We start from the raw sequence: 16,858 nt of genomic DNA on the forward strand, positions 1-16,858 counted from the left end.
TTGATCGGGATGTCGTTCAGGGCGCAGGTGGCCAGTTCCTGGTTGGTCATCTGGAAGCAGCCGTCGCCGTCGATGGCCCAGACCGCGGTGTCCGGGCGGCCGGCCTTGGCGCCCATCGCGGCGGGGACGGCGTAGCCCATGGTGCCCGCGCCGCCCGAGTTGAGCCAGGTGCCCGGCTTCTCGAAGCGGATGAACTGCGAGCTCCACATCTGGTGCTGGCCGACGCCCGCGGCGTAGATCGCGTCGGGGCCGACCAGTCGGCCGATCCGCTCGATGACCTGCTGCGGGGAGAGGCGGCCGCCCGGGGCGGGCTCGTAGCCGAGCGGGTAGGTCTTCTTCCACTCGTCGAGCTTCTCCCACCACTGCGAGTAGTCGCCCTTGTGTCCGGCGTCGAACTCGGCCTGGACGGCGACGATCAGATCGGCCAGCACCTCGCGGGCGTCGCCGACGATCGGCACGTCGGCGGGGCGGTTCTTGCCGATCTCGGCCGGGTCGATGTCGGCGTGGACGACCTTGGCGTGCGGGGCGAAGCTGTCCAGTTTGCCGGTGACGCGGTCGTCGAAGCGGGCGCCGAGGGTGAACAGCAGGTCGGTTTTCTGGAGTGCGGTGACGGCCGGGACGGAGCCGTGCATGCCGGGCATGCCCAGGTGCTGCGGGTGGCTGTCGGGGAAGGCGCCGAGCGCCATCAGGGTGGTGACCACCGGGGCGCCGGTCAGCTCGGCGAGGATCCGCAGCTCGGTGGTGGCCTGCGCCTTGATCACGCCGCCGCCGACGTACAGCACCGGGCGCTTGGCGCCCACCAGCATCTTCGCGGCCTCGCGGATCTGCTTGGCGTGCGGCTTGGTGACCGGGCGGTAGCCGGGCAGCGAGGGCTCGACCTGCCGATGCCTTGTCAGGCCCTGGAGGGCGTCCTTGGTGATGTCGACGAGGACGGGGCCGGGGCGGCCGGTGGCGGCGATGTGGAACGCCTCGGCGATCACCCGGGGGATCTCGTCGGGGTCGGTGACCAGGTAGTTGTGCTTGGTGATCGGCATGGTGATGCCGCAGATGTCCGCCTCCTGGAAGGCGTCCCTTCCGATCAGGGTCGAGGGGACCTGGCCGGTGATCGCGACGATCGGCACCGAGTCCATGTAGGCGTCGGCGATCGGGGTCACCAGGTTGGTCGCGCCCGGGCCGGAGGTGGCCATGCAGACCCCGACCCGGCCGGTGGCCTGGGCGTATCCGGTGGCGGCGTGGCCGGCGCCCTGCTCGTGGCGGACCAGGATGTGGCGCACCTTGGCCGAGTCCATCAGCGGGTCGTACGCGGGAAGGATGGCTCCGCCCGGGATGCCGAAGACGGTGTCCACTCCGACCTCTTCGAGTGCACGGATCAATGCCTGGGCGCCGGTCGTCCCGGACTCCGCGGGCGTGGTCCGTGCGTCGGGGGTGACCGGCGCGGGGGTCGATTCGGTGGTCTCGGCGCTGTGGGTGGTCACGGGGGACTCGCTCAACTGGGTCATCTGGCAATCTCTCGGTTTCGTCGACGTGGTGGTCCCGCGGGGAGTGCGGGGTGGTGTCCGTGGCCGGGGCCGCTGCGGTGCGCGGCGCCGTTGGGCGGCCAGGGACGTGTCGGGGAAACCGGGGCAGCAGGGTCTGTCTCCGCGCCGGTCGTCGGTCGTCGCGTGCTGAGGGGTGTTTCAGCGCTCGGTGCGACGCCGCACCGTCAGGAAGCGGTGACCGGAAGGGAGTTGACCGGCCCGCAGGAGGTGTCTCGCGCCTCAGCCTTTGTTCGTGGGCGAGTGGCGGGTGAAGAGCAGGAAGATCAGGGCGATGGCGGCGATGGCCGCGCCCAGGCCGTACACGGTCGCGGCGCCGGCGCCGAGGGTGGAGCCGCCGATGATGGTGCCGAGGCCGATGCCGAGGTAGATGGAGGAGGAGTTGAGGGAGACCACCAGCGGGGCCTCCTGGGGGGCGACCTCGATCAGGCGGTGCTGCTGCGGGGGTGTCTGGCACCAACTGCTGGCGCCCCAGAGGAGGACCAGCAGGCCGACGACGGGCTTGAGGTCGGAGTCGGAGGCGGCGAGCCAGGCGAGGGCCCCGAGGGCGACGACCATGGCGGTGTAGCCGATGATCAGGACCTTGGTGGAGCCCCAGCGGTCGGTGGTGTAGCCCGCGGCGAGGTTCCCGATGACGGCGCCGAGGCCGTACAGGAAGAGCATCCACAGGATGGAACTCTCGGGCACCTTGACGGCTTCCAGCATGGGCACGCTGTAGGCGTACGCGGTGTAGCTGGCGCCCATGCCGAGGATGGTGAGCGGCAGGACGGCGAGGACGGCCGGTCGGCGCAGGACGGCGAGGCGGGTGCGTAGCGGCACCCGGACGTTGCCGGGGAGCCACGGCATGATCAGGCGCAGTATCACGGCGACGAGCAGGCAGAGTCCGGCGACGAGGCCGAGGGCGGTGCGCCAGCCCAGCCAGTGGCTGGCGGCGTTGCCGAGCGGCACGCCGAGTGCGGTGGCGATGGTGAGGCCGCCGATGACCACGGCGAGGGCGCGGGCCCGCAGTTCGGGGCGGACGAGGGAGGCGCTGACGGCTCCGGCGTTGGGGGTGTAGGCGGCGGCGCCGGCGGCGGCGATGATGCGGCTGATGATCAGCACGGCCATGTTGGGGGCCAGTGCCGAGCCGAGGTTGGCGATGCCGAGCGTGAACAGTGCGGTGATCAGCAGGGTTCGGCGGGGAAGCCGGGCGAGGAGGGTGGCCAGGACGGGGGAGAGGACGGCGTAGGCGGCGGCGAAGACGGTGATCGACTGGCCGGCCGTGGCCGAGGAGACGTGCAGGTCCTTGGCCATGGAGGGGAGGAAGCCGGCCACGACGAAGGCGTCCGTGCCGACGGCGAATGTGCCTAAGGCGAGGACGAGGGTGGAGGACAGGCCGCCCTGGGGTGGTGAGCCGGGTTCGGCCGGAGCTTTCCGGTCGGCCGGAATCGAGACACTGGACATCCAGATTCTCCTTGCGGGTCGGTGCGTGTGCTGTGGTGTCGCCGCGCGGTGAGGCGGTCGGACCGTCGGGCGTGCGGTCAGCCGGTCATGCGGGCGTAGTGGCGTCGGGTGCGGTCGGCGGCCCCGCCCGGCGCGGCGGCCATGAGGTCGGCCACCGTCTGCCCGGCGAGTTCGCGGCGCCAGGCCAGTTCGGCCTTGCGCATCGCGGTGGCGATCCCGCACGGCTGTCGGAACTCCCGTGCGATGGCGCCACCGCCGTCCGCACGCTGGCGGATCTCGGTGCAGCGGAACACGTCGTCGGGGCCCTCGATGGCGGCGACCACGTCCATCAGAGTGATCTTCTCCGGCCGTCGGCCCAGCCGGAAACCGCCCTTGGAACCTGGCGTCGAGCTCAGGATGCCGGCCCGGACCAGCGCCTGTAGGCGCTTGGTCAGGTAGGCCGGCGGCAGGTCGAACCAGGCCGCCAGCCGTGCCGTCGGAACCGGTTGGTCACTGTCGAGCCATGCCAGGGTGAGGCAGCAGTGCAGGCCCCACTCGACTCCTTCACCCATTCGCATAACCAGGACAATACACGTCCAGGTTCTGTGCCGCAGGCCGGACGTGCCGGAGGCCCGGAATATGTCAAGTCGCGGCCCGACGAGGGCGTTGCGGCCCTGCCGGACCTCCGGTACAACAGTTGGCAGGCGTCCGGTCAGGCCTGCGAATCGGGCCTGAGGATCACCCGTCTGCCGTGCAGCTCGCCGCGTTCCATTCGGCCGTGGACCTCGGCGGCGGCGCTCAGCGGAAGGGTCTCGACCGCCAGGGGGCGCAGCCGTCCGGCCGCGAGCAGGCGGTTGATGGCGACGGCGGCCTCGGCCAGTTCGGTGCTGGTCGCATGCGAGATCACGAAGCCGGCGATCGAGCAGTCCTTCATGTAGAGCGGCCCGACCGGGAGGATCGGCCGCGAGCGGGCGCCGGCCAGCAGGACGATCCGTCCGCGCGGGGCGAGCAGGTCGACGGCGGTGGCCAGGTCGTTCTCCCCGGACGTGTCGAGGTGGAGGTCGACGCCGCCGGGGCAGGCCTGGGCGAGCCGTTCGGCGAGGTCCGGATCGCGGTAGTCCAGGGCCTCGGCCGCACCCAGGGCGAGGCACTGTTCCAGGTCGCGGGCGGAGGCGGTGGCGACGACCCGGGCCCCGGCGTCGACGGCGAGGGTGACCAGCGCGGAGCCGACGTTCCCGGCCGCGCCGGCCACCAGGACGGTCTCACCGGCCCGCAGGCGGCCGTGCGTGAACAGGCCGAGGTAGGCGGTCGCGGCCGGATGGACGACGGCGACGGCCTCCTCGGGGAGGACGCCCTCAGGGAGGTGGTAGAGGCGGTCGGCGGGGACGACGACCTGCTCGGAGGCGGCGCCCTGGCGCCCGCCGTGGCCGAGGCTGTTGGTCCACACCCGGTCGCCGACGGCGAAGCCGGGGGCGGCCGGCCCGGCCGCGGCCACGGTGCCGACCAGGTCGCGGCCGATCACGAACGGGAACTCGACCGGGGTGCGGAAGAGGCCGGAGCGGACGAAGGTGTCCACCGGGTTGACGGTGGTGGCCGTGACGTCGACCAGGATGTCGGTCGGCCCGGGACGGAGGGAGGGAAGTTCGCCGTAGCGGATGTTCTCGGGCGGCCCGAGGGCCTCGATGAAGGCTGCTCGCATGCTCGGAGAGTCTTCCACCGGTCGGCGCCGGGGTGCCGCACGGAAGTCGTTTGTTCGTCAACTCGCGCGCGGTCGGCCCGCCCCTGATGGCCCCGGCACACCCCGCCGGGCGGCTCCGGGGGCGATCGCGCCTGCTCGCGTGCGCTGTCCGGTGGTCCGGCCATAGGCCGCGCGTGCAGCCGTGTGTCCGGTGCACCTGGGCCCGGCCCGAGCCCTCTGCATACCGTCGACCCATCTGAAGATGCGTCTGCCATGTAGAGGTTGGGGATCTCGATGAGCGACTTCGCCCTGCACATCAGGGACACGCGAACGCCCGGGCGCAAGCCGGGCGTCGGTAGTTCCCACGACATCGTCCTCTCGGAGCTGTGCCCGGCGCTGTTCGCGTCGCTGCCCCGGGCGGACCAGCGCCGCAAGGGCGTGGAGTACCTGCGCGGACTGCTGGGCGCGGAGGGCCGCAAGTCGGTGCGCAACATCGCGCGGCTGATCGGCGGGCAGGCCACGGAGCAGAACCTGCACCACTTCATCAGCAGCTCCACCTGGGAGTGGGACCCGGTGCGCGCCGCGCTGGCGCACTACGTGACGTCCGTCGCGCCGCCGCAGGCCTGGGTGGTGCAGCAGACGGTCATCCCGAAGGCCGGGGAGCACTCGGTGGGCGTGGATCGCCGGTTCATCTCCTCGCTCGGCCAGGTGCTCAACGCGCAGCAGGCGGTGGGCGTCTGGGCGGCGTCCGAGGAGGTGAGCATGCCGGTGAACTGGCGGCTGCACCTGTCCCGGGCGTGGCTGGACGACGTGCCGCGGCGCAGCCAGGCGTCCATCCCGGCGAGTGTGGACACCCGGACGCTGGGCGACTGCTCGGTCGAGGCGGTGCTGGAGCTGACCTCGGACTGGCGGCTGCCCACGCTGCCGGTGGTGATGGACGTCCGGGAGCTGGACGGGATGAAGGCGCTGCGGCGGCTGCGCGCGGCGGGGGTGCCGTTCCTCGTGCGGATCAACAGCACGCTGCCGCTCCGCCCGGCCGAGGGGGCCGGGCACGGCGCGGAGGCGATGCCGGCCCACCGGATCATCGGGGCGTGCCGGGACCGCAGGCGGATGGTGACCTGGACCGACCACGGCCAGGACGCCGGGCTGTGCACCGCGCTGGTCGGTGCCGTCCGGGTGCGGACGGTGACCGGGGCGGCCCGCCCCCTGGGAGTGAACCGCAGGCCGGACGGCCCGGACCGCGACCTGCTGCTGCTCGGCGCGGGCAGCTCCGGCCGGCGCTGGCCGCAGGAGCTGTGGCTGGCCGACATCCCGGACGCCACGCCGGCCCAGCTGTTCCGGCTGAGCCTGCGGATCGGCCGGGTCGAGCGGGACTTCGACGAGATCGCGGACCGCACCGGCATCCGCGACTACACCGGCCGCTCCTTCAACGGCTGGCACCGCCATGTCACCCTCGCCTCGGCCGCACACGCGGTCGTGGCCCTCTCCCACACCGGCGGCCGCTCGCTCCGCCGCGTGAGCTAGGGTCCGTCGTCGAACTCGCGCCCGCGCCCTAGGTTCCTTGGCCGACTCCCGCCGACGGGCCGTCCTTGATGAGGAGGTCGCGGACGCGCGAGAGCCGTAGGGCGAGCTGGACTTCGAGCGCTTGGCCGGGGTCCTGCCAGTCGGGGCCGAGCAGTTCCGCGATGCGTTCCAGGCGGCGGGCGACGGTGTTCGGGTGGACGTGCAGCTTCTGGGCGGCCCGGGTGGGGCTGGCTCCGGTCTCGAAGTAGGCGTCCAGGGTGCGGCCGAGGTCGGTGAACCGCTGCCGGTCGTACTCGAGCACCGGACCGATGACCGAGTCGACGAAGGAGCGGACGTCCCGGTTGTCGGCGAGCAGGACACCGAGGAAGCCCAGCTCGCGGGGGGAGGCCGAGCGGCCGGTGGTGTCGAGGGCGATCATCGCCTCCAGGCAGCGCAGCGCCTCCTGGTGGCAGTGGAAGACCGAGGCGGCGTCCGCGACCGGCCCGGCCGCCGCCACCGTGACCGGTTCGCTGAGCAGCGGGGCGAGTTCGTTCAGGACGGCCCGGGCCGTCGCGCCGGCGTCGGTGCCGGGCAGCAGCAGCACGGCGTTGCCGCCGTGCCCGACCCGCAGCCCGTTCAGTCGCTGGGCCAGGCCCGTGGCCAGGGCGCAGGCCCGGCCGACCGCTCGGGCCTCGGGGCGGACGACCACCACCACGTGCGGCGTGGCCAGGTTGATGCCGAGCCGGCGGGCGCGCTCCTCCAACTGCTGCGGCGGGCGCTGGGCGCTGGTGAGCAGGTCCTCCAGCAGCTCGCCGTGGGCGCGGCCCTGCGCGACGGTGGTGTCGCCGGTGCGCAGCAGCTGCACCGCCACCGCCTGGGCGGCCAGGTGCAGCAGTTCGTCGATGCCGGCCGCGGGGAGGTCCTCGGGGCGGAACACCAGGGTGCCGAGTATCTCGCCTCCGGCGGTGACCGGGGCCGCCCAGAGGCCGTCCGCGGTGTGGACCGGGCGTTTGGCGGCGTGCACATCCGCGGCGGCGGGGCCGGTCTCGGGCATCCGGCCGGTGGTGGTCAGGACGGTGCCGTCCGCTGCGTGGATCCGCAGCGCGCCACCCAGGTTCCGGCTCACGGCTTCGGCGAGGCCGTGCAGTTCGCAGTCGGTCAGCGCCCGTTCGATCAGCTCGTGATGGATGCGCCGGTGCTCGCTGAGCTCCCGCAGCGACTCGGTGGTGCGTCCGTGCTCCTCGCGCAGGGTCTGCACGGTGGCCTTGGCGTCGTCGAGGACGAGGGTGCGCTGGACGGCCAGGCCGGCGAGCTCGCCGAGCAGGTTCGCGGTGGAGATCTCCTCCGGGGTGTAGTGCCGCACATTGCGGTCGGCGACGTAGAGCGCGCCGAAGGGGTGCGGGCCGTAGCTCAGCGGGACGGCCATGATCGCGCGCAGCCCCTCGGTCCGGACCACCTCGTCGATGTCGGTGCTGTGCTGGATCCGGTTGTCGTCGAGGTAGTCCGGGGTCCAGACCGGCGCGAGGTTGGCGACGGCGGCGTGGCCGAGTCCGGAGCCGCCGGTCAGCTGGAGGCCGACGTTGAGGGTGGAGGTGTGGCCGTCCGACGCCCGGATGTAGGACAGGCCGTCCTCCGGTCCGGGGAAGCTGACGTACGCCATGTCCGCGCCGAGGAGCAGACGCGAGCGCCGGGTGACGGCCTTGAGCACCCCGTCGAGGGTGTCGGGGACGAGGAGGTCCCGGGCGGTGTCGAGCAGCGCGGACAGGCCCGCTTCGCGTTGCTGGCGCCCGCGGCGCTGGGCGCAGATGTCCAGTCCGAGCCGGACGGCCCGCTCGAGTGCGGCCGTCTCGGCCTCGGGGGCGCCGCCGCAGGCGGCTTCGGCGAGCAGTGACTCGATGCGCGCCGGTGGTGCCTCCGCCACCAGCAAGGTCAGTACGGTCAGCGCGTCAGGCCGCTTCCGGACCCCCTGTTGGGCCATCTCTTATCCCCCACCCGTACATACCAGCCGTTTTGCCTGGCACATGCCAGGTGCTACAACGTGTTTATCATGTCACTTTGGGTGGGGCTCGGATGATTCCACGGTGTGGACGGTGGAGAGGGCACCGCCGAGTGGCCCCCGATGTGTTGCCGGGTCACCTTCCCGCCGCCCGTGCCGGTTGAGGAGGATGAAGTGGTGGCCACCAGGGAGGTGGTCCGGGCGACAACGCCCAGCTGGCGCGGTGGGAGCACAGGCGGACGGCATGAACGCGCTACAGGACTACCGCCGTTCGCTGGAACGAAGCAGGGCCGCGCTGGAGCACGCGCACCGGCCCGCGACCTTCCGGCTCTGCGGCCGCGAATGGGACCTGCTGCCAGGGATTTTCGCCCCGGTCTACTCGCCCACCACCGAGATCTCCATGCGCCTGCTCGGCCTGGACGACCCGCGGGCCGCCGGGCGCTCCGGCTCGCTGCTGGAGATCGGCTGCGGCACCGGCGTCATCGCGGTGGCCGCGGCACTGGCCGGGCATGCCCGGGTGGTGGCCGGCGACATCAACGAGGCCGCCGTCCGCAACACCGAGATGAACGCCCACCGGCACGGCGTCGCCGACCGCGTCCACAGCGTGCACAGCGACCTGTTCGCCGCGCTCGCGCCCGAGGAGCGCTTCGACACCGTCTTCTGGCACTCCAACTACGTGCTCGCGCCGGAGGACTACCGCTACCGGACGATGCACGAGCGCGGCTACGTCGACCCGGGCTACGCCGCCCACCGCCGCTTCCTCGTCGAGGCTCCGGGCCGGCTGGCTCCGGGCGGCTCGGTGCTGCTGCACTTCAGCGAGCGCGGCGACCTGACGGCGCTGAGCCGGATCGCCGAGGAATGCGGGCGCACCCTGCGGGTGGTGCGCGGCGGCGTCTTCCCGGAGGGCGAGCAGGAGGTCGAGCACATGTTGATCGAGGTGGCCGTGGCGCGCGGCCGGGCCGCCCGCGAGACGGCACCCGGTACCGGCTTCTGACGTCCGGGTCCGGCGACCCTACCTGCCACGCCGACTTCGGCATGTGCCACGAGGCGCCGGCGCACGGTGGTCCGCCCACCCCCGGGGTAGGCCTGGGCCACCAGGGTCCGGCCGTGCCGTACGGCGTCCGGGCGGGTCGCGCGCCCGAGCCGTTCCATGGCCGGATCTCGCCGGTCCGCCACCTCGGGACGGACCTCTTCGAGGGTCCGCCGTCACCGTTCTTCGTCGTCCCCGGGCGACATCTGACGGAGTGTGCCGCCACCTGATGGAGTATCCGCCACCTGACGAAGTGCGGGGGCGGGCGTTGGCGACACCTGGCGGCACGCCACAAGATCTGGAAGAGCCTCAGCCGTTCGGCGGCCGGCGGACCGCTGCCGGACCGGGACCCGGGCCGCGGGCCCGCCGGTCCTCCCCGACCCGTGCCATCCACAGCCTCGCCACGACGCCCTTCCGTGCGCGCCGCCGAGCCGGCGCACCTTCGCCCTGGGAGACACCCATGGTCACCGCCCTGTCCGCGCTCCTGTCCCGGCCCGCACTCCATCAGCCCGACTGGGCCGACCACGAGCACCTTCCCGACATCAAGGACCGGCTGGCCGGTCTGCCGCCGCTGGTCGGCCCGGCCGACGTCCGGCGGCTGCGCTCCGTGCTCGCCGAGGTCGCGGCCGGGCGGGCCCAGGTCGTACAGATCGGCGACTGCGCCGAGGACCCGGCGGAGTGCACCGCGGGCGACGTCGCCCGCAAGACCGGGCTGCTGGACGTCCTGGCCGGCATCGTCACGATGGCCACCCACCGGCCGGTGGTCCGGGTCGGCCGGATGGCCGGCCAGTTCGCCAAGCCCCGCTCCAAACCGACCGAGTTCGTCGGCGGCCTGGAGATCCCGGTCTTCCGCGGCCACCTGGTCAACAGCCCCGAACCCGACCCGGAGCTGCGCCGCCCCGACCCGCGGCGGCTGCTCGACTGCTACTGGGCGGCGGCCGAGGCGATGACCCAACTCGGCTGGCCGGATCCGGACCGCCGCTCGCCGCTCAGCCCGCCGGTGTGGACCAGCCACGAGGCGCTGCTGCTCGACTACGAAGTTCCGATGATCCGTCAGATCAGTTACACCGAAAGCCTCCTGACGTCCACGCACTGGCCGTGGATCGGCGAGCGGACCCGCGACGTGGCCGGCGCCCACGTCGCGATGCTCGCGTCCGTGGCCAACCCGGTCGCGTGCAAGGTGGGCCCCGGCATGGCGCCCGAGGAACTGCTGGAGCTGTGCGCGCGGCTCGACCCGCGCCGCGAGCCCGGACGGCTGACCCTGATCGCCCGGATGGGCGCCGAGGTCGTCGCCGACCGGCTGCCCGCGCTGGTCAGGGCCGTCCGGGAGGCCGGCCACCCGGTCATCTGGCTCACCGACCCGATGCACGGCAACACCGTCACCACGCCCGGTGGGCTGAAGACCCGCTTCGTGGAGACCGTCGTCCGGGAGATCCAGCACTTCCAGTACGCCGTCCGCTCCGAGGGCGGCGTGGCCGGCGGCCTGCACCTGGAGACCACGCCCGACGACGTCACCGAGTGCGCCCACGACGCCTCCGGGATGGCGCACGTCGGCGACAAGTACACCAGCTTCTGCGATCCCCGGCTCAACCCCGGCCAGGCCATCACCGTGGTCTCCGCCTGGGAGGGCTGACCCGCCGCGCCCGGAACGGCGCCACGCACCGCCACACCGAGAGAGCAACCGAGAGAGCAACGGGCCGGCCGCGCGCCGGCCCCGAGGGAGGTCCGGCAGTGACGAACACGATCGCCCTGGTCACCGGGGCAGCAGGCGGCATCGGCGCGGCCGTGGTCCGCGCCCTGGCCGAACAGGGCACCGCGGTGGCCGCGGCGGACCGCGACGAGGAGGGCCTGCGCAAGACCGTGGCCGCCCTCGCCGAGGAGGGCCTGCGGGCCGAGGCCTACCCGGTGGACGTCAGCGACCACCGCGCCGTCGACCTGCTCGTCGACCAGGTGGAGCGCGAACTCGGGCCGGTGGACCAACTGGTCAACGCCGCCGGGGTGCTGCGCCTCGGCGAGGTCCGGGACTTCTCCGTCGAGGACTGGGCGGCCACCTTCGCGGTCAACGTCAACGGCGTCTTCCACGTTTCCCGCGCGGTGGTCGACCGGATGATCCCGCGCGGGCGCGGCGCCATCGTCACCGTCGCCTCCAACGCCGCCCGCACCCCGCGCACCGAGATGGCCGCCTACGCCGCCTCCAAGGCCGCCGCGACGATGTTCACCAAGAGCCTCGGCCTGGAGGTCGCCAGGTACGGCATCCGCTGCAACCTCGTCGCCCCCGGATCCACCGACACCCCGATGCTCACCTCGATGTGGCACGACGAATCCGGCCCGCAGGGCACCCTGCACGGTCGCGCGGACGCCTTCCGGGTCGGCATCCCGCTCAACAAGCTGGCCAGCCCCGCCGACATCGCCGCCGCCGTGCTCTTCCTGCTCTCCGACGCGGCCGGCCACATCACCCTGCACGACCTCACCGTCGACGGCGGCGCCGGCCTCGGCGCCTGACCGGCTCGCCCAACTCACCACTCCCCCAGGAGAGTCCACCGCATGGCAGGCATTCCGACCATCGAGCCCTATCCGATGCCGACCGCGGGCGAGCTGCCCGACAACACCGTGTCGTGGACCGTCCGCCCGGACCGCGCGGTGCTGCTCGTGCACGACATGCAGCGCTACTTCCTGCGCCCCTTCCCGGCGGACGAGGCACCCGGCCGGGAGCTGCTGCACAACGCCGCCCTGCTGCGCCGCCAGGCCGCCGAGCTCGGCGTGCCGGTCGCCTACACCGCCCAGCCGGGCGGCATGACCACCGAACAGCGCGGGCTGCTGCTGGACTTCTGGGGCCCCGGGATGCGGATGGACCCGGTCGACCGCGAGGTCGTCGAGTCGCTCGCCCCGGCCCCCGGCGACTGGCTGCTCACCAAGTGGCGCTACAGCGCCTTCTTCCGCTCCGACCTGCTCCAGCGGATGCGCGAGGAGGGCCGCGACCAGCTGATCCTGTGCGGCGTGTACGCCCACGTGGGCGTACTGATGACGGCCGTCGACGCCTTCACCAACGACATCCGGCCGTTCCTGGTCGCCGACGCCGTCGCGGACTTCTCCGCCGCCCACCACCGGCTCGCCCTGGAGTACGCCGCCGCACGCTGCGCGATGCTGATCACCGCCAAGGAGACCTTCGCATGACCGACCGGACGACGGACCGGGCGAGCGAGCCGACGACGGACCGGGCGAGCGAGCGGACGACGGACCGGGCGAGCGAGCGGACGACGGACCGGACGACCGAGGAACTGCTGCGCCGGGTGCTCGCGGAGCGGCCGCCCGCCTTCGCCCTCCTGCACCGGCCCGAGACCACCGGCCCGGGCACGCTGGACGTCCTGTTCGGCGAGGTCGCCACCGCGGACACGCTGGACGGTGTCCCGCTGGGCCCCGAGCCCGGCCGCCCGGGCCCGGAGGTCCTGGTCCTGGTCCCGTACCGGCAGATCGCCGAGCGCGGCTTCGAGGCCCAGGACGACGGTGCCCCGCTGCTCGCCATGACGGTGACCGAGCACGCCACCGTCGACCTCGGCGAAGCGCTGGCGCTGATCCCGGACCGGCCCACCGAGCTGACCGGCGCCCGCTTCGACCTCGGCGACGAGGAGTACGCCGACATCGTCCGCCGGGTGGTCGCCGAGGAGATCGGGCAGGGCGTCGGCGCCAACTTCGTCGTCCGCCGCACCTTCCTGGCCGAGATCAGCGACTACACCCTGCACGCCGCGCTGGCCTTCTTCCGCCGGCTGACGGAGCGCGAGGCGGGCGCCTACTGGATCTTCGTCGTGCACACCGGGGAGCGGACATTCGTCGGCGCCAGCCCCGAGCGGCACATCAGCCTGGCCGACGGCGTCGCCGTGATGAACCCGATCAGCGGCACCTACCGCTACCCGGCCTCCGGCCCCACCCTGGCCGGCGTGATGGACTTCCTCGCCGACCGCAAGGAGGCCGACGAGCTCTACATGGTGGTCGACGAGGAGCTCAAGATGATGGCCCGGATCTGCGAGGGCGGCGGCCGGGTGGTCGGCCCGTACCTCAAGGAGATGGCCCGGCTCGCGCACACCGAGTACCTCATCGAGGGCCGGACCGACCGCGACCCGCGCGAGATCCTCCGCGAGACGATGTTCGCCCCGACCGTCACCGGCAGCCCGCTGGAGAGCGCCGCCCGGGTCATCCGCCGTTACGAGCCCGCCGGGCGCGGCTACTACAGCGGCGTGGCCGCGCTGATCGGCCGGGACGAGCACGGCGGGCGCACGATGGACTCCGCGATCCTGATCCGCACCGCCGACATCGACACCGCCGGCCGGATCCGGATCGGAGTCGGCGCCACCCTGGTGCGCCACTCCGACCCGGCCTCCGAGGTCGCCGAGACCAGGGCCAAGGCGGCCGGGCTGCTGGCCGCGCTGGAAGCCGGAGGCCCGCGCACCTTCGCCGGCCACCCCCGGGTACTGGCCGCGCTGGAGCGGCGCAACACCGGCATCTCGGACTTCTGGCTGGCCGAGGACGCGGACCGCGGCCGGCGGCTCGCCGAATTCGCCGGGCGCCGGGTGCTCGTGATCGACGCCGAGGACACCTTCACCGCCATGATCGGCCACCAACTCCAGTCACTGGGGCTTGAGGTGACGATCCGTCGATTCGACGAGCAGTACGCCTTCGACGGCTTCGACCTGGTCGTGATGGGCCCGGGGCCGGGCGACCCGCGGCAGGCCGACCACCCCAAGATCGCCTGTCTGCGCTCCGCGGTGGCCGAGTTGCTCGCCCGGCGGCGCCCGTTCGTCGCGGTCTGTCTCAGTCACCAGGTGCTGTCCACCCTGCTCGGCCTGCCGCTGCGCCGCCGGGACGTCCCCAACCAGGGCGTCCAACGCGAGATCGACCTGTTCGGCGCTCGCGAGCGGGTGGGCTTCTACAACACCTTCGCCGCCATCAGCCCGCACGACACGGTCGACGTGGACGGCGTCGGCACCGTCGAGGCCGCCCGCGACCGGGAGACCGGCGAGGTGCACGCCCTGCGCGGCCCGCACTTCGCGTCCATGCAGTTCCACGCCGAGTCGGTGCTCACCCAGGACGGCCCCCGGATCGTCGGTGGCCTGATCGCCGAGGTCCTCCGTGCCGGGGCGATCCTTGCCGGGTAGTCTCCGGGAGAGCGCACGGGAGAGAGGCCGACAGGATGGGCGATGACCGCGCCACCGGCGAATGGGGAGCGGAACTGCTCGACGTCGGGGCCTACCTGGCCCGCATCGGCGTCCCTGGCCCGCTGCCCCCCGAGCCCGGGACGCTGCGCCGGCTGCACCGCGCCCACCTGCTGGCCCTCCCGTTCGAGAACCTCGACATCCCGCTCGGCCGCGGCGTCCCGCTCGACCTGGACCGCGTCCAGGCCAAGCTGGTCGCCGGCGGCCGCGGCGGCTACTGCTTCGAACAGAACCTGCTCTTCGCCGCAGTGCTGGAACGCCTGGGCTTCCAGGTCACCAGGCTCGCCGCCCGAGCCCTGCTGAACGCCGGCCGACCGCTGCCGCGCACCCACCTGGTGCTGCTGGTGACGGTCGGCCGGGCGCGTTTCCTCGCCGACGTCGGCTTCGGCGACAAGGGGCCGCTGGAGCCGCTGCCGCTGACCGACGGCGCCCTGGCCGAGCCCGACGGCTGGACTCACCGGCTCCGCCGGGTCGGCTCGGAGCCGGACTGCTGGGTGCTCGAACTCCTTCGCCCCGACGGGTGGTTGCCGCTCTACCGGTTCGAGACGGGCCTGCCGCTGCACCAGGTCGACTGCGTGGTGATGAACCACTACACCTCCACCCACGAGCGCTCCCCGTTCACCGGCCGGGCCTACCTGTCCAGGATCACGCCACAGCGCCGGCTCTCCCTCGACGGCCGACGGCTGGTCGTCGGCCGCGCCGACGGCACGACGGAGGCTGCGGACCTCACCGACGAGCGGTACGCCGCCGTCCTCGCGGAGGACTTCGGTGTCCGGCTCGGGCCCGGGGACCTGCGGTCCGTCCTGCGGAGCCTGCCGGCCATCGGCCCCTCCTGACACGCGTCGGCCCCTCCTGAAAAGCGTCGGCTCAGACCTCCTCGGCCGTGGCCAGCTCCCTGGCCAGCTCCAGCCGCTTCACCTTGGTCGTGGCGGTGTGCGGCAGCTCGTCCAGCCGGCGCTGCACCGGCGGGGCCAGTGTGGGCAGGCCGGCCACCGCGCGGTTCCAGCGGGCGAGGTCGAGCGGCTGGTCGTCCCGGGTGCAGACCACGGGCACCGGGGCCTTGTCCCCGCCGGGCACGATGATCACCTCCAGCAGCTCGGGCAGCCGGGTGAACAGCTTGTCCTCCAGGTCCAGGGTGCTGTTGATCCCCGGGATCTCGTCGACCTCGCGGTCCAGCAGGTGCAGGCAGCCCCACCGGGTGCGGTAGCCGAGGTCGCCCATCCGCCACCAGCCGTCCCGCGAGAACTGGCCCTCGAAGCGCTCCCGCTCGCCGAAGTAGGTGACGATCTGCCCGCCGCTGCGCACCTCGATGTGGCCGGGGGAGTTCTTGGTCACCGGCCGGCCGTCCCGGCTGACCACCCGGACCTCGGTCATCCCGGGGAAGGTCCGCCCGACGCAGCGGCCGTCGGCGCCGCTGCGGCGGTGCCGGGTGTAGGTGCGGGCGGCGATGGCGCCGGTCTCGCTCTGCCCGTACGTCTGGGCGAAGAACGGCAGGCTGCGCTCGGACGCGCCCAGCAGGGTGTCGACCGTGCGCGGGTGGATGGCGTCGAAGGTGTTGCTGAAGCAGCGGACCTTGGCCAGCGGCTTCGCCGGGTGGTCCGCCAGGACCTCCCAGCTCAGCAGGGTGTTGGGGTGGGACTCGATCACCCCCGGGGGGATCCGGGCGAACAGCTTCGCGACGTGCTCCGGCTCGTCGTCCCGCAGGATGATCATGGGGTGGCCGCGCAGCGCGAACAGTGCGGCCCCGCTGATCATCCGCGAGTGGGCGAAGGAGACGTGTACGGCGATCGGCTCGTGCCGCCCGACCGGGGCGAGCAGCACCGACTGCGGGCGGCAGCGGGCCTGGATCGTGATGCCGGTCTGGACGGCGAGCTTGGGCAGGCCGGTGGTGCCCGAGGTGTGGGTGATCAGGGCCGGCTGGTCCTGCGGCATGATCACGGGTGCCACCCGCTCGACCCCGGCCAGCCCGGCCAGCGCGGTCGCGCCCGGGAACTCCCCGGTGGCCACCAGCACCCGCTCGGTCAGGTCGAACACCTCGGACGGGAGTTCCTGCTCCAGCTTCGCCGCGTCGGTGAGCAGCGTCGGCCGGGACAGCCGCCCCAGCAGGCGGGCGACGGTGGTGCCGTCCAGCTTCGGGGACAGCAGCACCGGTACCCCGCCGACCCGGGCGACGCTGTAGGCGAGCAGGGAGATGTCGAAGCTGTCCGACTTGTGGATCACCACGTGCGAGCCGGGGCGGACCTGGGAAGCCCACAGTCGGGCGGCGAAGTCGTCGACCAGATCGGCGAGTTCGGTCAGGGTGACCCGCCGGCCCAGCTCCGGGGCGATGTCGAGGTCGTGGTCGAGGTAGACCGGGCTCGCCGGGTGACGGGCGGCCGCGCGGTCGAAGACCGTGCCCAGTCGGATGCCTCGGTTGCCGACGCGTTGCAGGAACATGCTCCTCTTCCCCTTCGGTTGGTCGCAGATCGCTCGGGAGTCCGGCGCCGG

General features: G+C 73.0%; 13 protein-coding genes. 7 read left to right on the forward strand and 6 right to left on the reverse strand.

What is annotated here, in order from left to right:
* The 4 genes from ACFWPT_RS22985 to ACFWPT_RS23000 form a co-directional block, all read right to left on the reverse strand.
* Window positions 1-1,499, reverse strand: a 1,499-nt coding sequence (locus ACFWPT_RS22985; RefSeq protein ID WP_380483837.1) for an acetolactate synthase large subunit, incomplete at its 3' end; no start/stop codon positions are given.
* A 258-nt stretch (window positions 1,500-1,757) separates the two neighbouring features.
* Window positions 1,758-2,978, reverse strand: a complete 1,221-nt coding sequence (locus ACFWPT_RS22990) for an MFS transporter (protein WP_380340466.1) — start codon at window positions 2,976-2,978, stop codon at window positions 1,758-1,760.
* Between the two features lie 77 nt (window positions 2,979-3,055).
* Window positions 3,056-3,535: an Rrf2 family transcriptional regulator gene (locus ACFWPT_RS22995; protein WP_350886768.1), complete on the reverse strand. Its 480-nt coding sequence runs from the start codon at window positions 3,533-3,535 to the stop codon at window positions 3,056-3,058.
* 134 nt (window positions 3,536-3,669) lie between these two features.
* On the reverse strand, window positions 3,670-4,656 hold the full coding sequence (locus ACFWPT_RS23000; protein ID WP_380483839.1) for an NADPH:quinone reductase: 987 nt from the start codon (window positions 4,654-4,656) through the stop codon (window positions 3,670-3,672).
* Window positions 4,657-4,929: 273 nt separating this feature from the next.
* Between ACFWPT_RS23000 and ACFWPT_RS23005 the strand changes: the two genes are divergently transcribed.
* Window positions 4,930-6,159, forward strand: coding sequence for an IS701 family transposase (locus tag ACFWPT_RS23005; RefSeq protein WP_380340458.1), 1,230 nt, complete (start codon window positions 4,930-4,932; stop codon window positions 6,157-6,159).
* 28 nt (window positions 6,160-6,187) lie between these two features.
* On the opposite strand, the gene ACFWPT_RS23010 is transcribed toward ACFWPT_RS23005, so the two are convergent.
* Window positions 6,188-8,116, reverse strand: a complete 1,929-nt coding sequence (locus tag ACFWPT_RS23010) for a helix-turn-helix domain-containing protein (protein ID WP_380375359.1) — start codon at window positions 8,114-8,116, stop codon at window positions 6,188-6,190.
* 262 nt (window positions 8,117-8,378) lie between these two features.
* On the opposite strand from ACFWPT_RS23010, the gene ACFWPT_RS23015 reads away from it, so the two are divergent.
* The 6 genes from ACFWPT_RS23015 to ACFWPT_RS23040 all read left to right on the forward strand — a co-directional run bounded on the left by ACFWPT_RS23015 (window position 8,379) and on the right by ACFWPT_RS23040 (window position 15,207).
* Window positions 8,379-9,128 carry a 50S ribosomal protein L11 methyltransferase gene (locus ACFWPT_RS23015; protein WP_380483841.1) on the forward strand — a complete coding sequence of 250 codons (750 nt, stop codon included), beginning with the start codon at window positions 8,379-8,381 and terminating at the stop codon, window positions 9,126-9,128.
* 496 nt (window positions 9,129-9,624) lie between these two features.
* A complete protein-coding gene (locus ACFWPT_RS23020) occupies window positions 9,625-10,797 on the forward strand; it encodes a 3-deoxy-7-phosphoheptulonate synthase (protein ID WP_380483843.1) in 1,173 nt (390 codons plus the stop codon).
* Between the two features lie 98 nt (window positions 10,798-10,895).
* Window positions 10,896-11,666, forward strand: coding sequence for a 2,3-dihydro-2,3-dihydroxybenzoate dehydrogenase (locus tag ACFWPT_RS23025; protein WP_380483845.1), 771 nt, complete (start codon window positions 10,896-10,898; stop codon window positions 11,664-11,666).
* A gap of 42 nt (window positions 11,667-11,708) precedes the next feature.
* Complete coding sequence (locus ACFWPT_RS23030; protein WP_063346539.1) at window positions 11,709-12,338, forward strand: isochorismatase family protein; 630 nt, start codon at window positions 11,709-11,711, stop codon at window positions 12,336-12,338.
* The gene (locus tag ACFWPT_RS23035) at window positions 12,335-14,314 is read left to right on the forward strand and encodes an anthranilate synthase family protein (protein WP_380483847.1); all 1,980 of its coding nucleotides are present in this window, start codon (window positions 12,335-12,337) and stop codon (window positions 14,312-14,314) included. The genes ACFWPT_RS23030 and ACFWPT_RS23035 overlap by 4 nt, the downstream gene beginning before the upstream one ends.
* A 35-nt stretch (window positions 14,315-14,349) precedes the next feature.
* Window positions 14,350-15,207, forward strand: coding sequence for an arylamine N-acetyltransferase (locus ACFWPT_RS23040; protein WP_380483849.1), 858 nt, complete (start codon window positions 14,350-14,352; stop codon window positions 15,205-15,207).
* Window positions 15,208-15,238: 31 nt separating this feature from the next.
* On the opposite strand, the gene ACFWPT_RS23045 is transcribed toward ACFWPT_RS23040, so the two are convergent.
* Window positions 15,239-16,807, reverse strand: a complete 1,569-nt coding sequence (locus ACFWPT_RS23045; protein WP_380483851.1) for a class I adenylate-forming enzyme family protein — start codon at window positions 16,805-16,807, stop codon at window positions 15,239-15,241.
* Between the last annotated feature and the right edge of the window lie 51 nt (window positions 16,808-16,858).

It is taken from the genome of Kitasatospora sp. NPDC058478 (assembly GCF_042720345.1).
Lineage (GTDB): Bacteria > Actinomycetota > Actinomycetes > Streptomycetales > Streptomycetaceae > Kitasatospora.

Coding starts and splice junctions, on each gene's coding strand:
- ACFWPT_RS22990 (WP_380340466.1), bottom strand. CDS start 2,978: ATGTCCAGTGTCTCGATTCCGGCCGACCGGAAAGCTCCGGCCGAACCC.
- ACFWPT_RS22995 (WP_350886768.1), bottom strand. CDS start 3,535: ATGCGAATGGGTGAAGGAGTCGAGTGGGGCCTGCACTGCTGCCTCACC.
- ACFWPT_RS23000 (WP_380483839.1), bottom strand. CDS start 4,656: ATGCGAGCAGCCTTCATCGAGGCCCTCGGGCCGCCCGAGAACATCCGC.
- ACFWPT_RS23005 (WP_380340458.1), top strand. CDS start 4,930: ATGAGCGACTTCGCCCTGCACATCAGGGACACGCGAACGCCCGGGCGC.
- ACFWPT_RS23010 (WP_380375359.1), bottom strand. CDS start 8,116: ATGGCCCAACAGGGGGTCCGGAAGCGGCCTGACGCGCTGACCGTACTG.
- ACFWPT_RS23015 (WP_380483841.1), top strand. CDS start 8,379: ATGAACGCGCTACAGGACTACCGCCGTTCGCTGGAACGAAGCAGGGCC.
- ACFWPT_RS23020 (WP_380483843.1), top strand. CDS start 9,625: ATGGTCACCGCCCTGTCCGCGCTCCTGTCCCGGCCCGCACTCCATCAG.
- ACFWPT_RS23030 (WP_063346539.1), top strand. CDS start 11,709: ATGGCAGGCATTCCGACCATCGAGCCCTATCCGATGCCGACCGCGGGC.
- ACFWPT_RS23035 (WP_380483847.1), top strand. CDS start 12,335: ATGACCGACCGGACGACGGACCGGGCGAGCGAGCCGACGACGGACCGG.
- ACFWPT_RS23040 (WP_380483849.1), top strand. CDS start 14,350: ATGGGCGATGACCGCGCCACCGGCGAATGGGGAGCGGAACTGCTCGAC.
- ACFWPT_RS23045 (WP_380483851.1), bottom strand. CDS start 16,807: ATGTTCCTGCAACGCGTCGGCAACCGAGGCATCCGACTGGGCACGGTC.